At 35.0% G+C, this 20,060-nt stretch carries 19 protein-coding genes and 1 tRNA gene; 8 read left to right on the forward strand and 12 right to left on the reverse strand.

What is annotated here, in order from left to right; translation table 11 throughout:
• Positions 1-148: 148 nt before the first annotated feature.
• The 3 genes from ACGH47_RS07650 to ACGH47_RS07660 form a co-directional block, all read right to left on the reverse strand.
• Complete coding sequence (locus tag ACGH47_RS07650; protein WP_411623128.1) at positions 149-3,007, reverse strand: valine--tRNA ligase; 2,859 nt, start codon at positions 3,005-3,007, stop codon at positions 149-151.
• A gap of 144 nt (positions 3,008-3,151) precedes the next feature.
• A complete protein-coding gene (locus ACGH47_RS07655) occupies positions 3,152-3,607 on the reverse strand; it encodes a DNA polymerase III subunit chi (RefSeq protein ID WP_411623129.1) in 456 nt (151 codons plus the stop codon).
• 18 nt (positions 3,608-3,625) lie between these two features.
• On the reverse strand, positions 3,626-5,107 hold the full coding sequence (locus ACGH47_RS07660; protein ID WP_411623130.1) for a leucyl aminopeptidase: 1,482 nt from the start codon (positions 5,105-5,107) through the stop codon (positions 3,626-3,628).
• A gap of 143 nt (positions 5,108-5,250) precedes the next feature.
• Between ACGH47_RS07660 and lptF the strand changes: the two genes are divergently transcribed.
• Complete coding sequence (gene lptF, locus ACGH47_RS07665; protein ID WP_267350777.1) at positions 5,251-6,354, forward strand: LPS export ABC transporter permease LptF; 1,104 nt, start codon at positions 5,251-5,253, stop codon at positions 6,352-6,354.
• Between the two features lie 11 nt (positions 6,355-6,365).
• Positions 6,366-7,430 (forward strand): LPS export ABC transporter permease LptG, encoded by a 1,065-nt coding sequence (lptG, locus tag ACGH47_RS07670; RefSeq protein WP_411589731.1) that lies wholly within the window; start codon positions 6,366-6,368, stop codon positions 7,428-7,430.
• 78 nt (positions 7,431-7,508) lie between these two features.
• Here the strand turns inward: lptG and msrB are convergent, their stop codons facing one another.
• The 3 genes from msrB to msrA are packed head-to-tail and all read right to left on the reverse strand — an operon-like array spanning position 7,509 to position 9,093.
• A complete protein-coding gene (gene msrB / locus ACGH47_RS07675; RefSeq protein WP_267350775.1) occupies positions 7,509-7,958 on the reverse strand; it encodes a peptide-methionine (R)-S-oxide reductase MsrB in 450 nt (149 codons plus the stop codon).
• Positions 7,959-8,016: 58 nt separating this feature from the next.
• Positions 8,017-8,541 carry a cytochrome b gene (locus ACGH47_RS07680; RefSeq protein WP_411623131.1) on the reverse strand — a complete coding sequence of 175 codons (525 nt, stop codon included), beginning with the start codon at positions 8,539-8,541 and terminating at the stop codon, positions 8,017-8,019.
• A 3-nt stretch (positions 8,542-8,544) separates the two neighbouring features.
• On the reverse strand, positions 8,545-9,093 hold the full coding sequence (msrA, locus tag ACGH47_RS07685; protein ID WP_267350773.1) for a peptide-methionine (S)-S-oxide reductase MsrA: 549 nt from the start codon (positions 9,091-9,093) through the stop codon (positions 8,545-8,547).
• 100 nt (positions 9,094-9,193) lie between these two features.
• Between msrA and ACGH47_RS07690 the strand changes: the two genes are divergently transcribed.
• Positions 9,194-9,466 (forward strand): DksA/TraR family C4-type zinc finger protein, encoded by a 273-nt coding sequence (locus ACGH47_RS07690; RefSeq protein WP_065558217.1) that lies wholly within the window; start codon positions 9,194-9,196, stop codon positions 9,464-9,466.
• Between the two features lie 302 nt (positions 9,467-9,768).
• Here the strand turns inward: ACGH47_RS07690 and ACGH47_RS07695 are convergent, their stop codons facing one another.
• Positions 9,769-9,978 (reverse strand): hypothetical protein, encoded by a 210-nt coding sequence (locus ACGH47_RS07695; RefSeq protein ID WP_065558216.1) that lies wholly within the window; start codon positions 9,976-9,978, stop codon positions 9,769-9,771.
• Between the two features lie 316 nt (positions 9,979-10,294).
• Here ACGH47_RS07695 and ACGH47_RS07700 point away from each other — a divergent pair, with 316 nt between their 5' ends.
• Positions 10,295-10,945: a DUF421 domain-containing protein gene (locus ACGH47_RS07700; RefSeq protein ID WP_081298988.1), complete on the forward strand. Its 651-nt coding sequence runs from the start codon at positions 10,295-10,297 to the stop codon at positions 10,943-10,945.
• A 55-nt stretch (positions 10,946-11,000) separates the two neighbouring features.
• Here the strand turns inward: ACGH47_RS07700 and ACGH47_RS07705 are convergent, their stop codons facing one another.
• Positions 11,001-11,417 carry an Rrf2 family transcriptional regulator gene (locus ACGH47_RS07705; protein ID WP_267350772.1) on the reverse strand — a complete coding sequence of 139 codons (417 nt, stop codon included), beginning with the start codon at positions 11,415-11,417 and terminating at the stop codon, positions 11,001-11,003.
• A 173-nt stretch (positions 11,418-11,590) separates the two neighbouring features.
• Positions 11,591-13,261, reverse strand: coding sequence for a hydroxylamine reductase (gene hcp, locus ACGH47_RS07710; protein ID WP_411623150.1), 1,671 nt, complete (start codon positions 13,259-13,261; stop codon positions 11,591-11,593).
• Positions 13,262-14,033: 772 nt separating this feature from the next.
• Here hcp and ACGH47_RS07715 point away from each other — a divergent pair.
• A complete protein-coding gene (locus tag ACGH47_RS07715) occupies positions 14,034-14,339 on the forward strand; it encodes a hypothetical protein (protein WP_065558212.1) in 306 nt (101 codons plus the stop codon).
• Positions 14,340-14,542: 203 nt separating this feature from the next.
• Positions 14,543-14,630 (forward strand) — tRNA-Leu (locus tag ACGH47_RS07720).
• 393 nt (positions 14,631-15,023) lie between these two features.
• Here ACGH47_RS07720 and erpA read toward each other — a convergent pair.
• On the reverse strand, positions 15,024-15,362 hold the full coding sequence (erpA, locus tag ACGH47_RS07725; protein ID WP_065558211.1) for an iron-sulfur cluster insertion protein ErpA: 339 nt from the start codon (positions 15,360-15,362) through the stop codon (positions 15,024-15,026).
• Between the two features lie 157 nt (positions 15,363-15,519).
• Here erpA and hemL point away from each other — a divergent pair, with 157 nt between their 5' ends.
• Entirely contained in the window at positions 15,520-16,815 is a 1,296-nt protein-coding gene (gene hemL, locus ACGH47_RS07730; RefSeq protein ID WP_267380637.1) for a glutamate-1-semialdehyde 2,1-aminomutase, read from the forward strand.
• Positions 16,816-16,885: 70 nt separating this feature from the next.
• Complete coding sequence (bcp, locus tag ACGH47_RS07735; protein ID WP_065558209.1) at positions 16,886-17,362, forward strand: thioredoxin-dependent thiol peroxidase; 477 nt, start codon at positions 16,886-16,888, stop codon at positions 17,360-17,362.
• A gap of 21 nt (positions 17,363-17,383) precedes the next feature.
• Here bcp and ACGH47_RS07740 read toward each other — a convergent pair whose 3' ends face one another.
• Both ACGH47_RS07740 and ACGH47_RS07745 read right to left on the reverse strand, forming a co-directional pair.
• Complete coding sequence (locus ACGH47_RS07740; RefSeq protein WP_267350769.1) at positions 17,384-18,466, reverse strand: AI-2E family transporter; 1,083 nt, start codon at positions 18,464-18,466, stop codon at positions 17,384-17,386.
• Positions 18,467-18,536: 70 nt separating this feature from the next.
• Positions 18,537-20,054, reverse strand: a complete 1,518-nt coding sequence (locus tag ACGH47_RS07745) for a helicase HerA-like C-terminal domain-containing protein (RefSeq protein WP_411596577.1) — start codon at positions 20,052-20,054, stop codon at positions 18,537-18,539.
• Positions 20,055-20,060 lie beyond the last annotated feature (6 nt).

Consider the following 20,060-nt stretch of genomic DNA (forward strand, 5'->3'; position numbering starts at 1 on the left):
ATACAAGATGTATCATTTTATTGTGGTAGTACTTTATTAACCTTGATAGCTATCAGTTAACATACAATTTCAGATGTCATCGATAAGCAGTTATGTAGCAAGGTAAAAAAATCTCTCGCTAATTTAGCGAGAGATTTTATTGGCAAGACTATAAATTTTTAATTGCAAGATATTGTTCTTGCAACTTGGTTTTATCATCAATATAACCTTGTTGTTTTTCTTTCTCTTTGGCAACGACTGCTGCCGGTGCTTTATCTACAAAATTGGCATTCGATAATTTACCGGTAATACGGGCTATTTCACCGTCAATACGGGCTATCTCTTTTTCAAGACGCGCTAATTCATCGTCTTTATTAATTAAGCCAGCCATTGGCATTAATAGCTCAGCGCCATCCACCAATTTAGTTACTGACAATGGCCCCGTTTCACCCTCATCTAATAAGACAATTTCGGATAATCTGGCTAACGATTCAATGAAATTGATATTATCACTAATGATTCGATGAACTGTAGGCGAAGCTTTACGAATCAATAGTTGCAATGGTTTACTTGGTGCAATATTCATCTCAGCACGAATATTACGAACAGCAATAACCACATCTTTAATCCAGTTAATATCCGCAACGGCTTGGTCATCCGTATGCTTGCTGTCAAATGCAGGCATCGGCTGTAACATAATGGTATCGGCTTTAATCGCCATTAATGGTTTAACACTTTGCCATATCTCTTCTGTAATAAAAGGAATAATTGGATGTGCAAGTCGTAATAATGCCTCAAGAACGGTGACTAAGGTATGACGGGCAGCACGTTGTTCGGATTGTCCACCATTGGCTAATACTGATTTAGTCAATTCTAAATACCAGTCACAGAACTGATTCCACGTAAATTCATATAAAATATTAGCAGCTAAATCAAATCGATAAGTATCAAAAGCTTCACGATAAGATTTTACGGTTTGGTTAAATTCAGCTAATATCCATTTATCCGCTAATGAATAAGCCAGATCGCCACCTTTGAAACCACAATCATGGGCTTCGGTGTTCATTAGCACATAACGGCTAGCATTCCAAAGTTTATTACAGAAGTTACGATAACCTTCTAAACGTTTTAAATCCCAATTGATATCTCGCCCAGTTGATGCAAGCGCCGCTAAAGTAAAGCGTAATGCATCAGTACCATGTGCTTCTATCCCGTTTGGAAACTGTTTTTCCGTACGTTTGGCTATTTTTTCAGCCAATTGAGGTTGCATCATATTACCAGTACGTTTTTCGAGTAAATCAGCAAGTGATATCCCATCAATCATATCTAAAGGATCGATAACATTTCCTTTAGATTTAGACATCTTTTGCCCTTCTTCATCACGAATCAAGCCTGTCACATAGACTGTTTTGAACGGAACTTGAGGTTTGCCATCTTTATCTTTAATAAAGTGCATGGTCATCATGATCATTCTAGCTACCCAGAAGAAGATGATATCAAAGCCTGTAACTAAAACATTCGTTGGATGAAAAGTTGCTAAATCATCCGTATTTTCTGGCCAACCTAACGTTGAGAATGTCCAAAGCGCAGATGAAAACCACGTATCAAGTACATCTTCATCTTGAGATAAAATAATATCGTCAGATAAATTATTTTCACGTCGAACTTCAGCTTCATCTCGTCCAACATACACACGACCTTGCTCATCATACCAAGCAGGAATACGATGTCCCCACCATAATTGACGTGAAATACACCAATCTTGAATATCATTCATCCAAGAAAAGTACATGTTTTCGTACTGTTTTGGTACAAATTGAATATCGCCATTTTTCACCGCATCAATAGCTGGCTCAGCTAACACTTTAGCTCGAACATACCATTGGTCAGTTAACATTGGTTCGATCACTACTCCACCACGATCCCCATAAGGAATGGTTAAATCATGCGGTTCGATTTTTTCTAAAATAGCTTGAGCTTCACATGCAGCAACGACCGCTTTGCGTGCTGCAAAACGCTCTAAATTTTGGAACTCAGACGGAATATCAGTTGAATAAATATCGCTTGCTTCACCATTGGTATCAAAAACTTCAGCTTGTGCACGAATATCACCGTCAAATGTAAAAATGTTGATCATCGGTAATTGATGTCGACGACCGACCTCGTAGTCATTGAAATCATGCGCAGGTGTAATTTTTACACAACCGGTACCTTTGGTCATATCAGCATGTTCATCGCCAACAATCGGAATACGACGGTTAACAAAAGGCAATATCACATAGTGACCAATTAAATCTTTGTAACGCGGATCTTCAGGATTAACAGCCACACCGGTATCCCCAAATAGCGTTTCGGGGCGAGTAGTTGCAACCACTAAATAGTCTTTGCCATCAGCAGTTTTGGCACCGTCAGCTAAGGGATAACGCAAATGCCACATAGCCCCTTTTACTTCACGATTTTCAACTTCTAAATCAGAAATAGCTGTACGTAACTTCGGATCCCAGTTTACTAAACGTTTACCACGATAAATTAAATCCTCTTGATAAAGCCTTACAAATACCTCTTTAACGGCATTAGATAAACCTTCATCCATGGTAAAACGCTCACGATCCCAATCAACCGAATCACCTAAACGACGCATTTGCTTAGTAATGCTTCCCCCAGATTCGGCTTTCCATTGCCAAATCTTTTCAATAAAGGCCTCACGACCATAATCATGACGGGTTTTACTTTCTTCGGCTGCAATTTTACGCTCTACCACCATTTGCGTTGCAATACCGGCATGGTCAGTACCAGATTGCCATAATGTGTTATGACCTTGCATACGATGATACCGAATCAACGCATCCATAATCGTTTGTTGGAACGCATGTCCCATATGTAAACTACCTGTCACATTAGGTGGTGGAATCGCTATGCAATAGCTAGGCTGGGATTTGTCACCGTTGGGTTTAAAATAACCGCTCTGTTCCCAATGTTGGTAAATGGGCTGTTCGATTTCTTGTGGATTATAAGTCGAATTTTTCATATAAATGCATTAATCCTAATTCAAGGCATAAAAATGGAACTATTTTACAATAAAATAGAAAAACAATAAATTGGCTTAATACTATCATAAAGTATTAAATTTGCTGTTTGAAAACTTAATGACCAAGCATAGCAATACTAGCCATTATATACATAATATGGGTATTGTTTTCAGATTAAAACCACTTTCTTTATACGTTTTATACCTATTTCTAGCAAGTGATTTCAATCGTTCATCAACAGGCACAAAATCAATAATATCATGATATAATCCAGAAAATTCAGGGAATTGTTCCTGCAAATTAATCAATAATTGACGATTACCACTACTACGTTTTTGAGGCCAACAGATTTCAACAGGTGATCCCCCTTTCATTCCTTCACCGACTAAATTATGAGGAACAAAATTATCGGTATCCAGTTGCCAAAGGTATTCATCGATACGTTCAGCTTGAACTTGATCTTGGCAAGCAACCAACACTCTTTGTTTTGCTTGCCATGCCTCGACAATTTTTTGGCAAGCGAGTTTTTCATAAAACAATATGCCTGTTTCGCTTGCTTCTGTTTGGTTTTCTAACAGATAGAAAATCACTTTTTTCATAAAAATAGTAATGCCGTCTTATTGATCTAACAAATATTGAATCAACATAGCAACCGGTCGCCCTGTCGCACCTTTGTTTGCACCTGATTTCCATGCTGTACCCGCAATATCTAAATGTGCCCAATGGTATTTTTGAGTAAAACGAGACAAGAAACATGCCGCTGTAATCGTACCACCATCACGCCCACCAGCATTGACAATATCGGCACACGTTGATTTAATCTGATCTTGGAAATCATTATCCATTGGTAAAGCCCATGCTTTATCATCCGCTTTGTTGGATGCATGCACTAATTGTGTTACTAACTTTTCATCATTTCCCATCACGCCCGTATAATGATGTCCTAAAGCCACAATACATGCACCAGTTAGCGTTGCAATATCAATCACCGCTTTTGGATTAAAACGCTCAACATAAGTTAGTGTATCACATAAAACTAAACGACCTTCTGCATCGGTATTAATCACTTCAACCGTTGTACCTGACATTGTCGTTAAAATATCGCCAGGACGATAAGCATTACCATCGGGCATATTTTCACATCCAGCCATAACACCAACCACATTAATTGGTAAATTTAATTCTGCTACAGCTTGCATTACGCCATAAACGGTAGCTGCGCCACACATATCGTATTTCATTTCATCCATACTTGCAGCTGGTTTAATTGACAAACCACCAGAATCAAACGTTAATCCCTTACCGACTAAAACAATAGGTTGCGCTTTTTTGTCTTTTGCACCGTTGTATTCAATAACTGTCATTATCGATTCATTCTGTGAACCTCGACCTACAGCTAGATAAGCATTCATATTTAATTTAGCGAGCTCTTTTTCACCTAAGCACGTCGTTTTTAATGATTCATAAGTTTTGTCTAGCAATTTACCCTGTTCTGCTAAATATCGTGCATTACAGATATTTGAAGGCATATTAGCCAGCGTTTTTGTAGCCAAGATAGCATCAGCAATAATTTTACCCTGTTGTAAATTGCAACTAATCGATTGCGTTTGTTCTTTATCACCATAAATCAAATTAACTTTAGCGAGATTCAGTTTGGGTGCTTTTTCCGTTTTGAATAGATCAAAGTGATACGTTATATCGTTCACAATTTGCGGTAATTGTTTTGCAATGATTGAACTATAGGCAGTATTGACGGTTAGTAAATCCCAAGTGATGCTCTTAATATTTTTAGCAACTAGCTCTTTCACCACATTTTGAATCACTTTTTTGGCTTTTGAAAAATCAAATTCTTTACATTTGCCACAGCCAACCAATAATAACTTTTGAGTAAAACCAGTTATGCAAGGGTACAACAGAGTGGTTTTTCCTAATTCACCACTAATATCACCACTTTTAATAAGTTGGCTAATCATGCCATGAGTCAATTCATCGATTTCATTAACAATGTCTGATTGTTTCTTACCTGAATCTATTGAAATAACTAAACATTCTGTTTTTTGATTCGTTAAAGTATGACTGTTTTTGATTAAGAATTCCATAATGTTTCTCGTATAAAAGATAATGCGAATAGTAATATTTTATCGATTCATCATGGGATAGCAACAAAAAGATAACTAATTACTCTTATTTCAGTTTATAATAATTAGATCTGAAAAAACGTTTAATTTTGTATAGGTAAAATGTGATAATTCGTCGATATTTAGTTAAAGAGACATTGAAAACACAAGGTGCTATTTTGTTTATCTTGCTCCTTATTTTCTTTTCTCAAAAATTAATTAAAATTTTATCGAGCGCGATCGAAGGAAATATTCCTCGTGACTTAATCATGCCCTTGTTAGTCTTGGGTATTTCTAATATGGCTGATTTAATTTTACCTTTAAGTCTTTTTTTAGGGGTGCTTATTACATTTGGCCGCTTATATTCAGACAGTGAAATGGTTGCTATGCATGCCTGCGGCGTGAAAAAAAATGTCACTTATCAAGTCGTTTTTTTACTATGTATCTTCACCTGCTCATTAACAATGCTAAATACTTTATGGTTCGGGCCTTGGTCAAATATCAAGCAAAGTCAATTAATTGAAAATGCAAAATTAAATCCAAGTTTAGCGGGATTATTATCCGGACAATTTCAACAAACTCCTGACGGAAATTCGGTCATCTATATTGGTAATGTCAATAATAACAATTTAGAAAATGTTTTTATCGCTAAAGTAAAAACTAAAGATAACGAAAGACCCTCGATCATAATTGCGAATAAAGGCAAAACCGGCCATGACAAAGAAGGCAATCAAATTATTACGTTAGAAAGCGCCAATCGTTACGAAGGAAACATACAATTACAAGATTTTCGTATATCAAATTTTCATAATTATTTGGGAATTATCAAACCTAAAGAATTGGATATGAATAGTGATGATGAAAAAATTGATGTACAACAGCTCGGATTAACTGAATTGCAAACGCTGAAAACGCCCAAAACCAAAGCTGAGTTTTATTGGCGGTTAACACTGATTGTTTCCGTTCCATTAATGGCTTTTTTAGTTATTCCACTGAGTGTCACAAATCCAAGGCAAGGCAGGCTTTCGCAAATCTTACCCGCTTTACTGCTCTATTTGGTCTATTTTCTGTTAGCCAGTTCAATAAAAGCAAATGCTGGGAAAGGCCGTATGGATGCTGAATTTTGGTTTTACTTAATTAATATTACCTATTTTATTATTGCATTGATATTAAATTGCTGGGATAGCATCTTCATGCGTAAACTTCGTCTAAAATTCAGTAAATCATAAAGGGGAAAAATGTGTTTTCGATTTTAGATCGCTACATTGGTAGAACAATTTTAAGCTCAATAGGTCTGAGCCTGTTTTTACTTATTAGCTTGTCAGGGATTATTCGTTTTATAGACCAACTCAGAAGAATAAAAGGTGATTATGATGCTTTTTCAGTTGGTATATATACGGCCTTAATGACACCTAAAGATCTGGAAACTTTTTTTCCAATGGCAGCATTGTTAGGCGCCTTAATTGGATTAGGGTTACTGGCATCTCGAAGTGAGCTTATCGTTATGGAAACGTCTGGTTTTAGCCGTTTTAAAATTGCAAAAGCCGTTATGAAAACGGCTATACCATTAGTGATTATTACTATGGCAATCGGTGAATGGGTAGCCCCTGAGTGTGAACAAACTGCCCGTAATATGCGTTCTGTAAAAATATATGGCAATTCGTTATTAGCTGAACAAGGTAGTTTATGGGCAAAAGATGGAAACAATTATATCTATATTGGTCGTGTTAATGACGATAATTCCATTAACGATATTTCAATTTATGCGACAGATAATAATCAATTATTGTCTATAACCCATGCTGATTATGGCATATTTAAAAAAAATGAATGGACATTAACGCAAGTTGAAAGAAATGACTTTAGTGATCCGGTTAAAGTAAATGGGACAAATCTGATGTCCATGAAATGGGAAACTAACATCACGCCGGATAAATTGAACATTGTTGCTTTTGATCCTGATTCGCTTTCTGCTACAGGACTTTATAAATATTCACAATATCTGCACAACTCGGGACAAGATACGAGCTATTATGATTTACTTTTCTGGAAAAAAATCATAAAACCGGTCTCTGTTGCTGTCATGATGTTACTTGCCCTCTCGTTTATATTTGGCCCACTGCGAAGTGTGTCAACGGGTGTTAGGGTCATCATCGGCATTAGTTTTGGGTTTATTTTCTACATAGCCGATAACTTATTTGCTCAAATGAGTATCGTTATTGGTATCTATCCAATCATAGGATCGTTAATAACCAGTTTTGTTTTTTTACTGATAAGTTATGCACTATTTAAAAGAAGAAATTAAACCAACATACCCTAAATGTTTGTTGCTCTTTTTACTTACCATTTAACGCCTATCATTCAATAAATGAATGATAGGAAATCAAGATTTATGTTTTTCAAAAAGAGATAAATATTCCCCATACCCCTCTTCGACCAGTTTATTAACCGGAATAAAACGTAAAGCAGCAGAATTAATACAATAACGCAATCCACCTAACGCTTTAGGCCCATCATTAAAAACATGCCCAAGGTGAGAATCCCCTTTTACAGATCGGACTTCGGTTCTATGCATACCATAACTGTTATCTGCTTTTTCAAGAATATGATGATCATTAACAGGACGAGAAAAACTTGGCCAACCACATCCAGAATCAAATTTATCGTAAGAAGTAAATAAAGGTTCACCGGATACAATATCGACATATAATCCTTCTTCATGATTATCATTAAACTCATTTTCAAACGGTGGTTCTGTGCCATTTTGTTGCGTCACATGATATTGCATAGCGGTTAATTTAGAAATGGCTTGGTCTTTCGTAAGTTTATTCATAAGTCACCTAATAGCTAATATTGAAGAACTTAATTAGCAAAACAGCCTTTAAAGCTAACTATTTTGCCAACATCGATTGTAAAACTTTATCTTTAAGCCAAAAGTAATGATATAAAGCTCCGAGAATATGTACCAAAATTAATACGGCTAGCAAATATGAACTGATTAAATGAGTGCTATGGAAAAACAGATAAAACTCATTTGGCATATCGATAGCAGGGATGGAAACAAGACCAAAAACATTGAGCGGGAGACTACTCATCAAATACCCAGATAACGGAACAATTAACAGAAAAATATAGATAAAGCCTTGGGTAGATTTTGATAAAATTCGCTGTAATCTTTGATGTTTATCTAAAACATCAGGGATACCATATTGGATAATTACTTTAATACGCCATATTGTTACAATGAAGACTAAAACACCAATTGATTTATGTAACAAATAGATATTCGGCATCCCTCCCAAAAAATGAGATAGAATGATTTTAAACATAATCAGCAAAAACGCTAATATAACTAGCACTGCTGATAGCCAATGTATTAATTTTTGTTGACTTCGATACTGAGGGTAATCTTGCATAACTTACTCACTTTTAGGTTTAGATTTATCTTGCCAATGCTGTGACAAAAATGACGAACGCCCAGACAATTGATAATAACGATTGTAATGTTGTGACTGTTTTTTATAAAAGTCTTGATGATACTCTTCAGCTGGATAAAAAGCGACAGCGGGTTCAATAGCGACTTGAATCGGGTGAGTAAAACGACCACTTGCCTCTAACTCTTTTTTCGATTCTAGTGCTAAATTATGTTGGAATTGATTATGATAAAAAATAACCGGACGGTAAGAATCTCCTCGATCAGCAAACTGACCATGTTGATCCGTAGGATCAATTTGTTGCCAAAAAATATCTAATAACTTTTTATAACTAATTTTCTTGGGATCAAACGTAATTTGAACGGCTTCAGTATGTCCGGTATCACCTTGACATACTTGTTCATAGGTAGGGTTTACTACATGCCCACCCGTATAACCCGACACCACACTAATAACACCTTCGTATTGATCGAACGGTTTGACCATACACCAAAAACAACCGCCGGCGAATGTTGCTTGCTCATATTGTTGCATAATAATCTCCAATAAAAATGATTTTAAAAGACACCCCTTGAAAAAGCTTAAAAAATCACCATCTCACAAGCTAACCATCTCAGTTTTAGGAGGATCGAATATGGCTAGTGGTTGGGCATCTGACGATGCCGTTAATCAACAAATTGAAAGCACCATTGCAGATGCTATCGAAAATGCTAGACGCCAACTTAAACAAGGTGCTCAAAGTGCTGATTTCTGCATTGAATGCGGTGATCCTATTCCAAAAGCACGAAAGCTTGCATTACCTGGCGTACAATATTGTTTAAACTGCCAACAAGAACTGGATAAACAGTCTGCTAAAGCGGCGATTTTATATAATCGTCGAGGCAGCAAAGACAGTCAACTACGTTAATATTTTGTTTATTGCCTAATTATAAAACTCATTGTGATGTTGAAAACTGAAAATCCGCAACTATTTCGATTTAATAAAATCGTTATCTTATAAAAGATAACACGTTTTGCGCTTATTAACACCTTTAAGTTAATCACTTTTTTTAGATCAGCTTACATATAAAGATAAGGATTAAATCATGATTAGAGCGTTACTGATTTCATCATGCAGCTTTCATAAGTAGAAAAACAAGCAACGCTCCTTTTTTTATACTATTCATAACCAAAACACATAGATAGCGAATGTATTTTAGCAATGGTCGTCTACTTTTTTTTATCTGGATGAGGATCTTTTACTGAATCGCCCTGTCCTGAAACAATATACCAACCATTTTTGATATGTGGTTTTTTGTTATGATCCGGACATGGTGGCAAGGATTTTTTACTTTGATTGGAAAAAGTATAACCGCAATCAGCACACTTATAAGTGCCAGCTGAAACATCACTACCGTATGAAGCAAATTTTTGTACCATTATTAGCTCCTCGTATGTTGTAGGTTAGTGATAAGCACATTACTTATCACTATTATATATAAACGTCTATCAGTAAAAAATCAAGTTTAGATTTGATTAATTTACAATCCAACTGACAATAATTTTCTCATTAATTTTTCAAAAATCAGATATAATAAAACCTGCATTTCAAGAAAAAACACGTTTTTAACAAAAATTCTTCATAAATTAGAACTCACTAAATTTAATCTCGACCATTTTAAATTTAATTTTTTATTTCTCTAAAAAGGCATGGATCAATGCCACTTAAAATAACTTTTTAATTTGGAGGTTGGAAATGTATTTACTACAAATGGCACCGAAATTTTTACTTGCACTCATCATTTTACTTATTTACGTGAAACTATCGGGTAAAAGTCAAATTGCCCCGATGTCTCAGTTAGATCAGGTTGGTAGTATGGTAATCGGTGCGTTAGTCGGGGGAGCTTTACTCAGTCCAACCGTTTCAGCTTGGGAAGCCGCTGGGCTTGTCGCAATTTGGGCAGCGTTATTAATTTTAATTCGCTTTATTAAATCAAAAAATTCTCGATTAAGAGATGCGATTGACGGTGAAGCAATTCAGTTAGTTAAAAACGGAAAATTATTAACAGATAATTTTGCCAAGGCAAACTTGCCTGTACGTGATTTTGAAACTTTAGTGAACATACAAGGAATATCCTCATTTAGTCAATTAAAACAAGTTTGGTATGAATTAAATGGTTCGCTAACCATTATTAAGAAAGGTGAAAAAGATATTGCTGAACTGATCATCGAAAATGGCTGTATTAGTCAAGATAATCTTGAACAACTCAAAAAAGATGAAGATTGGCTCATGCAGGAAATCCATAAACAAGGATATGAAAAAGTCGAAGACATTTTTTGTGCAGAATGGTTTGATAATAAACTCATCATCTACCCATATGATAAAACTGAAGATAAGTCAGCTTAAAACCCACTTAAAAAAATAACCACCTAATTAAATTAACTTTAGCTAATTAAACTTGTTAGTTAAAGTTATTTAATTGCACATTAGGATCCATAATATCTTCTATCGTATACTTTTCGAGCTCTTTCAAAAATGCTTCTTTAGCATCCGACAGATAGTATTTTAAACGACAAGCAGGACTGATATGACAAAATGATAAACTGCAATTAAGAAGATTTAGCGGTTCTATTTGTCTAACCACAGTACCAATATTAATCAGTTTTTTTTCTATTTTTAATTTAATGCCACCATTTTTTCCTTGCTTGGTCTCGACATAACCTAATTTACTTAAATTATAAACGACTTTAACCAAATGATTTTTAGAAATTTTAAAATAATGACTAATATCTGCGATACTGACTAGCTGATCACCATCTACCGTGGATAAATAAAGAAGCACACGTATACTGTAATCGGTAAAACTTGATAATTGCACTGATTTTTCCTATCTACTTAAAAAACTTATCATCTCACATTATAGGCAATATCAATGATTAAATTAACCCTCTTTTTATGACTAATTGAATTTTTATTACCAAGTTAAAAAACTAAATTATCATGGTGTTATCCTCATCAACAACATGAGGATAACAATCAGTTTAAGTTTTGTTATGCTGCACAATAATTTAGTATTTGATTTAGATCTTTACTGGCTTGAGAAGTCATACGAAGATCAAATTTATCTTGTAAAATATTCAATATATTGTCGGTTAAAAATTCAGGCATTGAAGGCCCTGCATAAATTCCTTTGATACCTAGCGACAATAATGTCAATAATATAACTATAGCTTTCTGTTCAAACCATGATAAAACCAAAGTCAATGGTAATTCATTCACGCCACATCCAAAAGCTTCAACCAACGCCAATGCTAATTGCACTGCGGAATAAGCATCATTACATTGCCCAATATCAATTAATCGAGGGATGCCGTTGATATTGCCGAAATTTTGCATATTAAACCGATATTTACCACAACCTAAAGTTAAAATAACACTATCTTTAGGGACTTGATTTGCCATTTCGGTATAATAATGCCGTTCACTTTTACTGCCGTCACATCCACCAATTAAAAAGAAATGCTTAATATTACCTGCTTTAACTTGTTCGACAACCGTTGGTGCTACATTTAATAAAGTATTACGGGCAAAGCCGACAGTAATAAAATGCTCTAATTCCGTATAATCAAATCCGGGTTGGTTCAATGCACACTCTATAACGGAACTAAAATCATCTGTTTCAATATGAGTGACACCTGGCCAGCCTACCATGCTTCGGGTAAAGATGCGCTCTGCATAGCCTTTAGTAAAAGGATTAATAATACAGTTAGACGTCATGACGATAGCGCCAGGAAAATTAGCAAATTCAGTCTGTTGATTTTGCCAAGCTGTACCGTAGTTTCCAACTAAATGTGAATATTTTTTTAATTCAGGATAAGCATGAGCCGGTAACATTTCGCCGTGTGTATACACATTAATGCCTTTATCTTGAGTCTGTTCTAATATCAAACGCAAATCATGAAAATCGTGACCAGAGACAAGGATACATTTACCTGCAACAGGTCTAGTATTGACTTTAGTCGGGATAGGATCGCCAAATGTATTGGTAGCGCCGGCATCAAGCATCCCCATTACTTTATAATTCAATCGTCCTATTTGCATGGATAATTGAAATAATTTATTAATGTCAGAAGGATTATCGCCAAGAAAACTCATCATTTCATGATATTCGGTGTAAATATCTTGATTAAATTGCCCCAAAACAGCAGCGTGTTCCATATAAGCAGCTGCACCTTTCAATCCATATAGTGCTAATAAGCGCAGTCCAATGACATCCTTTCCGACTTTATCTTGATCGTGCTTTAACATCACTAAAGAAGAAAAATCCAATAATTCTTGCTTAGTTTTAGGAAAATTTAATTGGGCTACATAGGTTAACGCAGGTAAATGTTCATTAAATTGTAGTACAGCAACTTTGGCTAGCTGTTCTAATTTTTGAGAATAGATATCGGCTTCTGCAAGATACGCCAACATTCTGTCTGCATCAAAATTCACATTAGTTAACGTTGAGAAAAATGTTTGTGCACACCATCTATCGATCTGTCTGTCCACAATGTCATGTCTACGACAAATGGCCGCCCAAAATGAAACCTTTTGCAAACTGGCGACTAAAACATCTTGAAGATCAGAAACTTCTGCTGTTTTACCACACATTCCTTTAGAATAACTACACCCTTTTTCATTTGATTTTATTATTGTTTGCTCACACTGAATACAAAACATCATTACTCCTGTTTTCTTTCCTCTTACTAAAACAGGTATATAAAATACATGTTTAAAATAAAAAAGAAAAGTGAATTTACCAATTTAATTTTTTTAATAAACATGAAAAATTTGAACTTATATTGAAACTAAGAGTCAGAATTCATATTGTTATACCACTTAAAAGATAGACAGTTTGATAATTACAATTAAGGAATACTAGAAACGCTTCGCTCATCCTAAGCCTAGTTAGGATATTGTCTGATGATTTCGATAAAAATCGGTTTTCAAGTCAGATCGAAAATTTGCTTTTCCATTCATTTCTTAAATAAAATATTAAAATTATTTACTTATTTTAACTTAATTCAATAGGTTACATGTAAGAAATATCAAATATTAATCGCCAAAATAAATTTGATTAAGTGATTAAAATCAGAAATAATGCTAAACCGATTATTTTAATCATGCATAATTATTGATTAAATATTAATTGATATTCATGTCATTATAAAAAAGGTGAACTACAATATACTTAGACGGGTAAGCAGTTTGTTATAAATACAAACCATAAAAGATGACATCAAATGTTAATGGAGTAAATATCCTTGGTTGTTCCTCAAGTTGACCGAACCCAGTCAAATGACAAGTAATTGTTGTTATTTAAGCATCAATTTAATGCCATTAAAAACAAAAAAATAATCTCAAAAATAAAATCTTAACCTAGTATGCGTTAATCTATTAAGGAATAGAGGTTAAAATCTTAAAATTAATAAAGTTTTAACAGGAAAGAAATATGTTTACTGATTCAAACACTAAACAAATAAGTTTTTGTTTTCATACTCAGAAAAAAAAATTTATAAAATGGAAAAAATTAGCCAAAAAAGCCAATATGACGTTATCAGACTGGATTGTAAAAAAACTTAATTCAGACATCGATATTGTGTTACGGGACATTGTTCTTCCTAATGATATCGAAAAAGATGACAGATGGCTGATAAAATTAACTATACCCTCAGTGATAAAAGGTTATTGGGTCTATTGTTCAAGAGAAAGGAAAATGAAATTAGTTAAATGGATCACCAATAAATTAGATTCCTAATAAGGAATTAATCAAGACCAACTTTTACAGAATAATTCTATAACGCAACGATAAGGTTATAGAGAAACAGACTAAAATAAAACAGAAATATGATAAACATTGAGCGGTTAATCAATTTTTTTTAAATTTCTATTGACGTAGAAATTAAGATGGGTAAAATGCACTGCATTCGAAACGCATTTATTTTTAACGAATCGTTTTGAGCCCGGGTGGTGAAATCGGTAGACACAAGGGATTTAAAATCCCTCGGCCTTTTTGGCCGTGCGAGTTCAAGTCTCGCCCCGGGCACCACATCTATCTCTCTTTATCCTTCTTTCATCGACTTATTTTATCACTGTCTTAACGACACCTTTGTAAGCATATTATTACTAACTTATATCAACATTTTACTAAAAAACTTTATCAATCATTTAATTAAAGATGTTTTAGTTGTTTAATAAAATTCAATTTTTTAGATAAGTCAGATCCACTGCTTGAACAAAAATAATGTAATCATCCATAATGTTTAATGGATCAATAGCTAACGGCTGAGTATGCTCAAAAAATAGCGCTATAATTAAACTTTTTAGTGACAAGATTAGTTTGGTAAGGAAATGTTATTGGAGTAACTTTTATCTATGATATTAACAACTCTAAAATGAATTATTGCTTAGAACGCAGACCCAAAATTTTTGGGTCTGAAGATTAAACACTAAATGACGAACCACAACCACAAGTAGTTGTTGCATTAGGATTATCAACCACAAAACGTGAGCCTTGTAATCCTTCTACATAATCAATGGTACCGCCAACTAAGTATTGTAAACTCATAGGATCGATAACCAACGATACCCCATTTTTCTCTATGGCTAAATCATCTTCGTTTACTTTCTCGTCAAAAGTAAACCCATACTGAAATCCACTACATCCTCCACCTGTAATATAAACCCTTAATTTAAGATTTGGGTTTTCTTCTTCGGTGACTAACGCTTTTACTTTATTCGCTGCAGCATCAGTAAAATTAATTGGTAAAGCATTGCCCATTTTATTCTCCTACTGTCTTGATCTGCTTATTATATACTGTGTAAAAAAGAAATTACAAAATGAAAAACTCTATTATTTAAATTTTTGTTTAGTTGCTTGAAATAATTTTGAAACTATGAATAAATACCACCATATTTCTTCAATGAGAATACAACATATGTTTACAAAATCATTAAAATCCGAAATATTCTTTCATCAAGCTTTATCCGTTTTACCTGGTGGCGTAAATTCACCAGTACGGGCTTTTAATGGCGTGGGTGGAATACCCTTATTTATTGAGCGTGCCAATGGTGCTTATATTTATGACGTTGATGAAAAAGCCTATATCGATTATGTAGGCTCATGGGGTCCAATGATCCTTGGACACAATGATCCAGACGTAGCTGACGCAGTCATTCACGCTGTGCGTAATGGACTCAGTTTTGGTGCTCCGACCGAAATTGAAACTAAAGTAGCCAATTTAGTCACTGAACTTATGCCATCGATAGAGATGCTACGCATGGTCAACTCAGGTACTGAAGCAACCATGAGTGCAATACGCGTGGCACGGGGTTTTACCGGGCGTGATAAAATCATTAAATTTGAAGGATGCTATCATGGCCATGCTGATTATCTATTGGTAAAAGCAGGATCAGGAGCCCTTACTTTTGGACATCCGACGTCACCCGGCGTACCTAATGATTTTGTTAAGCATACTTTAGTATGTGATTATAACAATCTTGAATCAGTTAAAAAACAGTTTGAACAATATCCAAATGAAATTGCCGCGATTATTATTGAGCCCGTTGCCGGCAACATGAATTGTATCCCGGCTAAAAAATCGTTTTTACAAGGATTAAGAGCGCTTTGTGATGAATATGGGGCATTGTTAATCATTGATGAAGTGATGACAGGATTTAGGGTAGCACTAGGTGGAGCGCAAGATTATTATGACATTGTCCCCGATTTGACTTGTTTAGGTAAAATCATTGGAGGGGGAATGCCTGTGGGCGCATTTGGTGGTCGTGCAGATATCATGCAACAATTAGCGCCAACCGGACCAATTTATCAAGCTGGTACGCTTTCGGGTAATCCTGTTGCCATGGCAGCCGGATATGCAACCTTAACCAAATTGATGGACGTAGGTATTTATCAAGAATTAGAGGAGAAAACTAAAACGCTAACAAACGGACTTTTATCCGCTGCCAGACAGCATAAAGTTCCTTTTGCGGTCAATCAAGCGGGTGCGATGTTTGGATTTTTCTTTACAAATGCTTCCGAAGTAAGCAGTTATCAAGATGTAATGAATTGTGATATTGAATTATTCAAAAAATTCTATCATCATATGCTCACTGAAGGTGTTTACTTTGCACCGTCAGCTTTTGAAGCAGGTTTCATGTCACTTATGCACACAGATAAAGAAATCAATCATACTATTGATGCAGCAAGTCGTTTTTTTAGTAAGATAAGTTAAATTGATGACACAAAGTTTTTGATACCATTAGCGATTAAAATATTAAACTATTAACATAGGTAATTAATTTATGGTTAATCCACTTAAAGAAGGTGAAAAAGCACCTCAATTTTCGTTGCCTGACCAAGATGGAGAGCTAATAAGCTCTAAAGACTTTAAAGGTCAACGTATGTTGATCTATTTCTATCCCAAAGCCATGACACCTGGCTGTACAGTTCAAGCTTGTAATTTACGGGATTGTGCTGATGACCTCAAAAAATACAATGTGGTAATCATTGGCATTAGTACAGATAAGCCAGAAAAGCTATCAAGATTTTCAGAAAAAGAATTATTAAACTTTACGTTGCTTTCTGATGAAAATCATGAATTATGTGAAGCTTTTGGCACATGGGGTGAAAAAGAGTTTATGGGAAAAACCTATGACGGCATTCACCGTATTAGTTTCTTAATTGGGACTGATGGAAAAATCGAAAAAGTCTTTGATGATTTCAAAACCAGTAATCACCATGAAGTGGTTTTAGATTACCTCAAAAACCACTCAAAATAGACATCTTAAAAGCAGATTAACCTAATCTGCTTTTACTTTATCAAAACTATTAATCTCATCCGGATTTGGCCAAGCATTAATAATTGCTTTGACTAAAGTGGCAAGTGGGATAGCAAAAAATATTCCCCAAAATCCCCATAATCCACCAAATACAATCACCGCTAAAATAATTACTAATGGGTGAAGATTCAATTTCTCAGAAAATAGACAAGGAACTAACAAATTACCGTCTAAAGCCTGAATAAGCACATAAAAGAAAATCAAATACCCAAATTCTGGACTGATGCCCCATTGGAATAGAGCAATAAGAATAACCGGAATACTTGAAATAATAATCCCAATATAAGGAATCAACACCGAAAGCCCAACAATTACCGCCAATAATAATCCATAATCTAAACCAAAAAACCAAAATGGAATATACACGCTAATACCTAGAATAAGAATATGCAAAACATTGCCTACAATATAGTTAGCAATTTGCGTATCCATTTCAGCGGCGACTTTATTTAACACTCCTCGATTTTTAGGCAGAATACGAGAACAATATCCCCATATTTTTGCTTTATCTTTCAAAAAGAAAAACATCATAATAGGGACTAGCACGGCATTAATTGCAACTGAAACAAGACCAAACAGGGAAACAATAGAGAATTGTAATAACGAATTTCCGGTTTGCACGACTCTGCTAGTAATGCCTTGAATAATAGAATCAAATAATCCAACATCAATCAGTTCGGGGTAGTGTTCCGGCAGTGATGTCAAAAACTTATTAGCAAAATTGAGCATGTTTGGAATATTGGTTATCAAACTAATACTTTGTTGCCAAACTAAAGGTACCAGAATCATAAAACATGCTAAAACAACAAGAAGAAAAATGAGTAATACAATGATAACCGCAAAAGTGCGTGGAATGCCCTTTCGATACAAAAAATTGACTGGGGTATCAAGCAAATAGGAAAGCACGATTGCAATGAAAACGGGTAAAAGAATTTTATTAAAAAAATAAATAATTAAAAACAGGAAGACTAAAACCACTATCAACGATACCACATGCGGATCACTGAATCGTCTTTTATACCATTCCACAAACAATTTAAACATTGCAAACACTCCTATTTTGCTGTTTATATTAGATTAAGTTTCAATACGATAAATTATAAGCCCAATGCATTTACCGTTTAAATCCACCTAAAATACCACGAGTAATGCGTCGACCGATTTCATTGGCTACTTGTCGCGTTGCGCTTCGAGCAACTTTTTGCGCAAAGCCATCTTGTTGACCACCTCTTGGGCCTTTATGACCAAAAAACAGAGAACTTAGCATATCTAACCAACCACCACTACTGGATTTTTCAGCTGGTTCTGTTGAATTATCATCATCAGCTGATTGAACGTTAGCTGAATTATCCAATGAAAAACCTGCTTTTATTTTCTCATAAGCGGATTGCCGATCGACAGTTTTAGCATATTTATCATAAAATAGCGATTGTTTAATAATCTCAGGAATTTTTTCAGGTGTAATTGGACCAATTTTAGAATTTGGTGCAATAACAAAACCACGCTCAACCATATTAGGACGCCCTTTCTCATCTAAAAAAGAAATTAAGGCTTCGCCGACAGCTAATTCCATAATCACTTTTTCGGTATCTAAATTGGGATTAGCTCGCATAGTTTGAGCCGCGGCTTTTACTGCTTTTTGATCTTTAGGCGTAAATGCCCTAAGCGCATGTTGGACACGATTGCCAAGCTGACCAAGAACGGTATCGGGAATATCGGTAGGATTTTGAGTAACAAAATAGATACCAACGCCTTTAGAACGAATCAGTCTGACTACCTGCTCAATTTTCTGTAATAAAGCGGGGGTAATATCATTAAATAGTAAATGCGCTTCATCAAAAAAGAAGACTAATTTAGGTTTATCAGGATCACCAATTTCAGGCATATGTTCAAACAGTTCTGACAGCAACCACAACAAAAAAACAGAATACAATTTAGGTGAGTTATATAATTTATCTGCAGCTAAAATATTAATCATACCGTGACCGTTGGCATCGGTTTTCATTAAATCTTGAATATCAAGCATAGGTTCACCTAAAAAATATTCTGCCCCTTCTTGATCAAGCGATAATAAACTGCGTTGTATGGCACCAATCGATGATAAAGAAATATTGCCGTACTCAGACGTAAATTTTTTTGCATTATCACCAATTAACTGCACTAAGGCTCGTAAATCTTTAAAATCCAGTAATAAAAGATTATTGTCATCGGCAATTTTAAATACCAGTTGTAATACATCTGATTGAATATCATTAAGATTTAATAATCGTGCTAATAAAATTGGACCAATATCCGAAACGGTACTTCGCACCGGAATCCCTTTTTCAGCAAACACATCCCACAATTCAATGGGCGAGGCTTCAGGTTGCCAATCAGTTACCCCAATGCTTGTTAGGCGTGCTTTAAGTTTATCTGTTAAAATCCCTTTCTCACCCAAACCGGTCAAATCCCCTTTAACATCAGCCAAAAATACCGGTACACCTATATGAGAAAAACTCTCTGCCATTTTTTGAAGCGTCACTGTTTTACCGGTACCTGTTGCACCAGAAATGAGACCATGACGATTGGCTAATGCGCTGATAATAGATAAATCCTTGCCATTGCTTTTGGCTATAACGATAGATTCACTCATACATTA

This window comes from Gilliamella sp. CG16, assembly GCF_046635785.1.
Lineage (GTDB): Bacteria > Pseudomonadota > Gammaproteobacteria > Enterobacterales > Orbaceae > Gilliamella > Gilliamella apicola_I.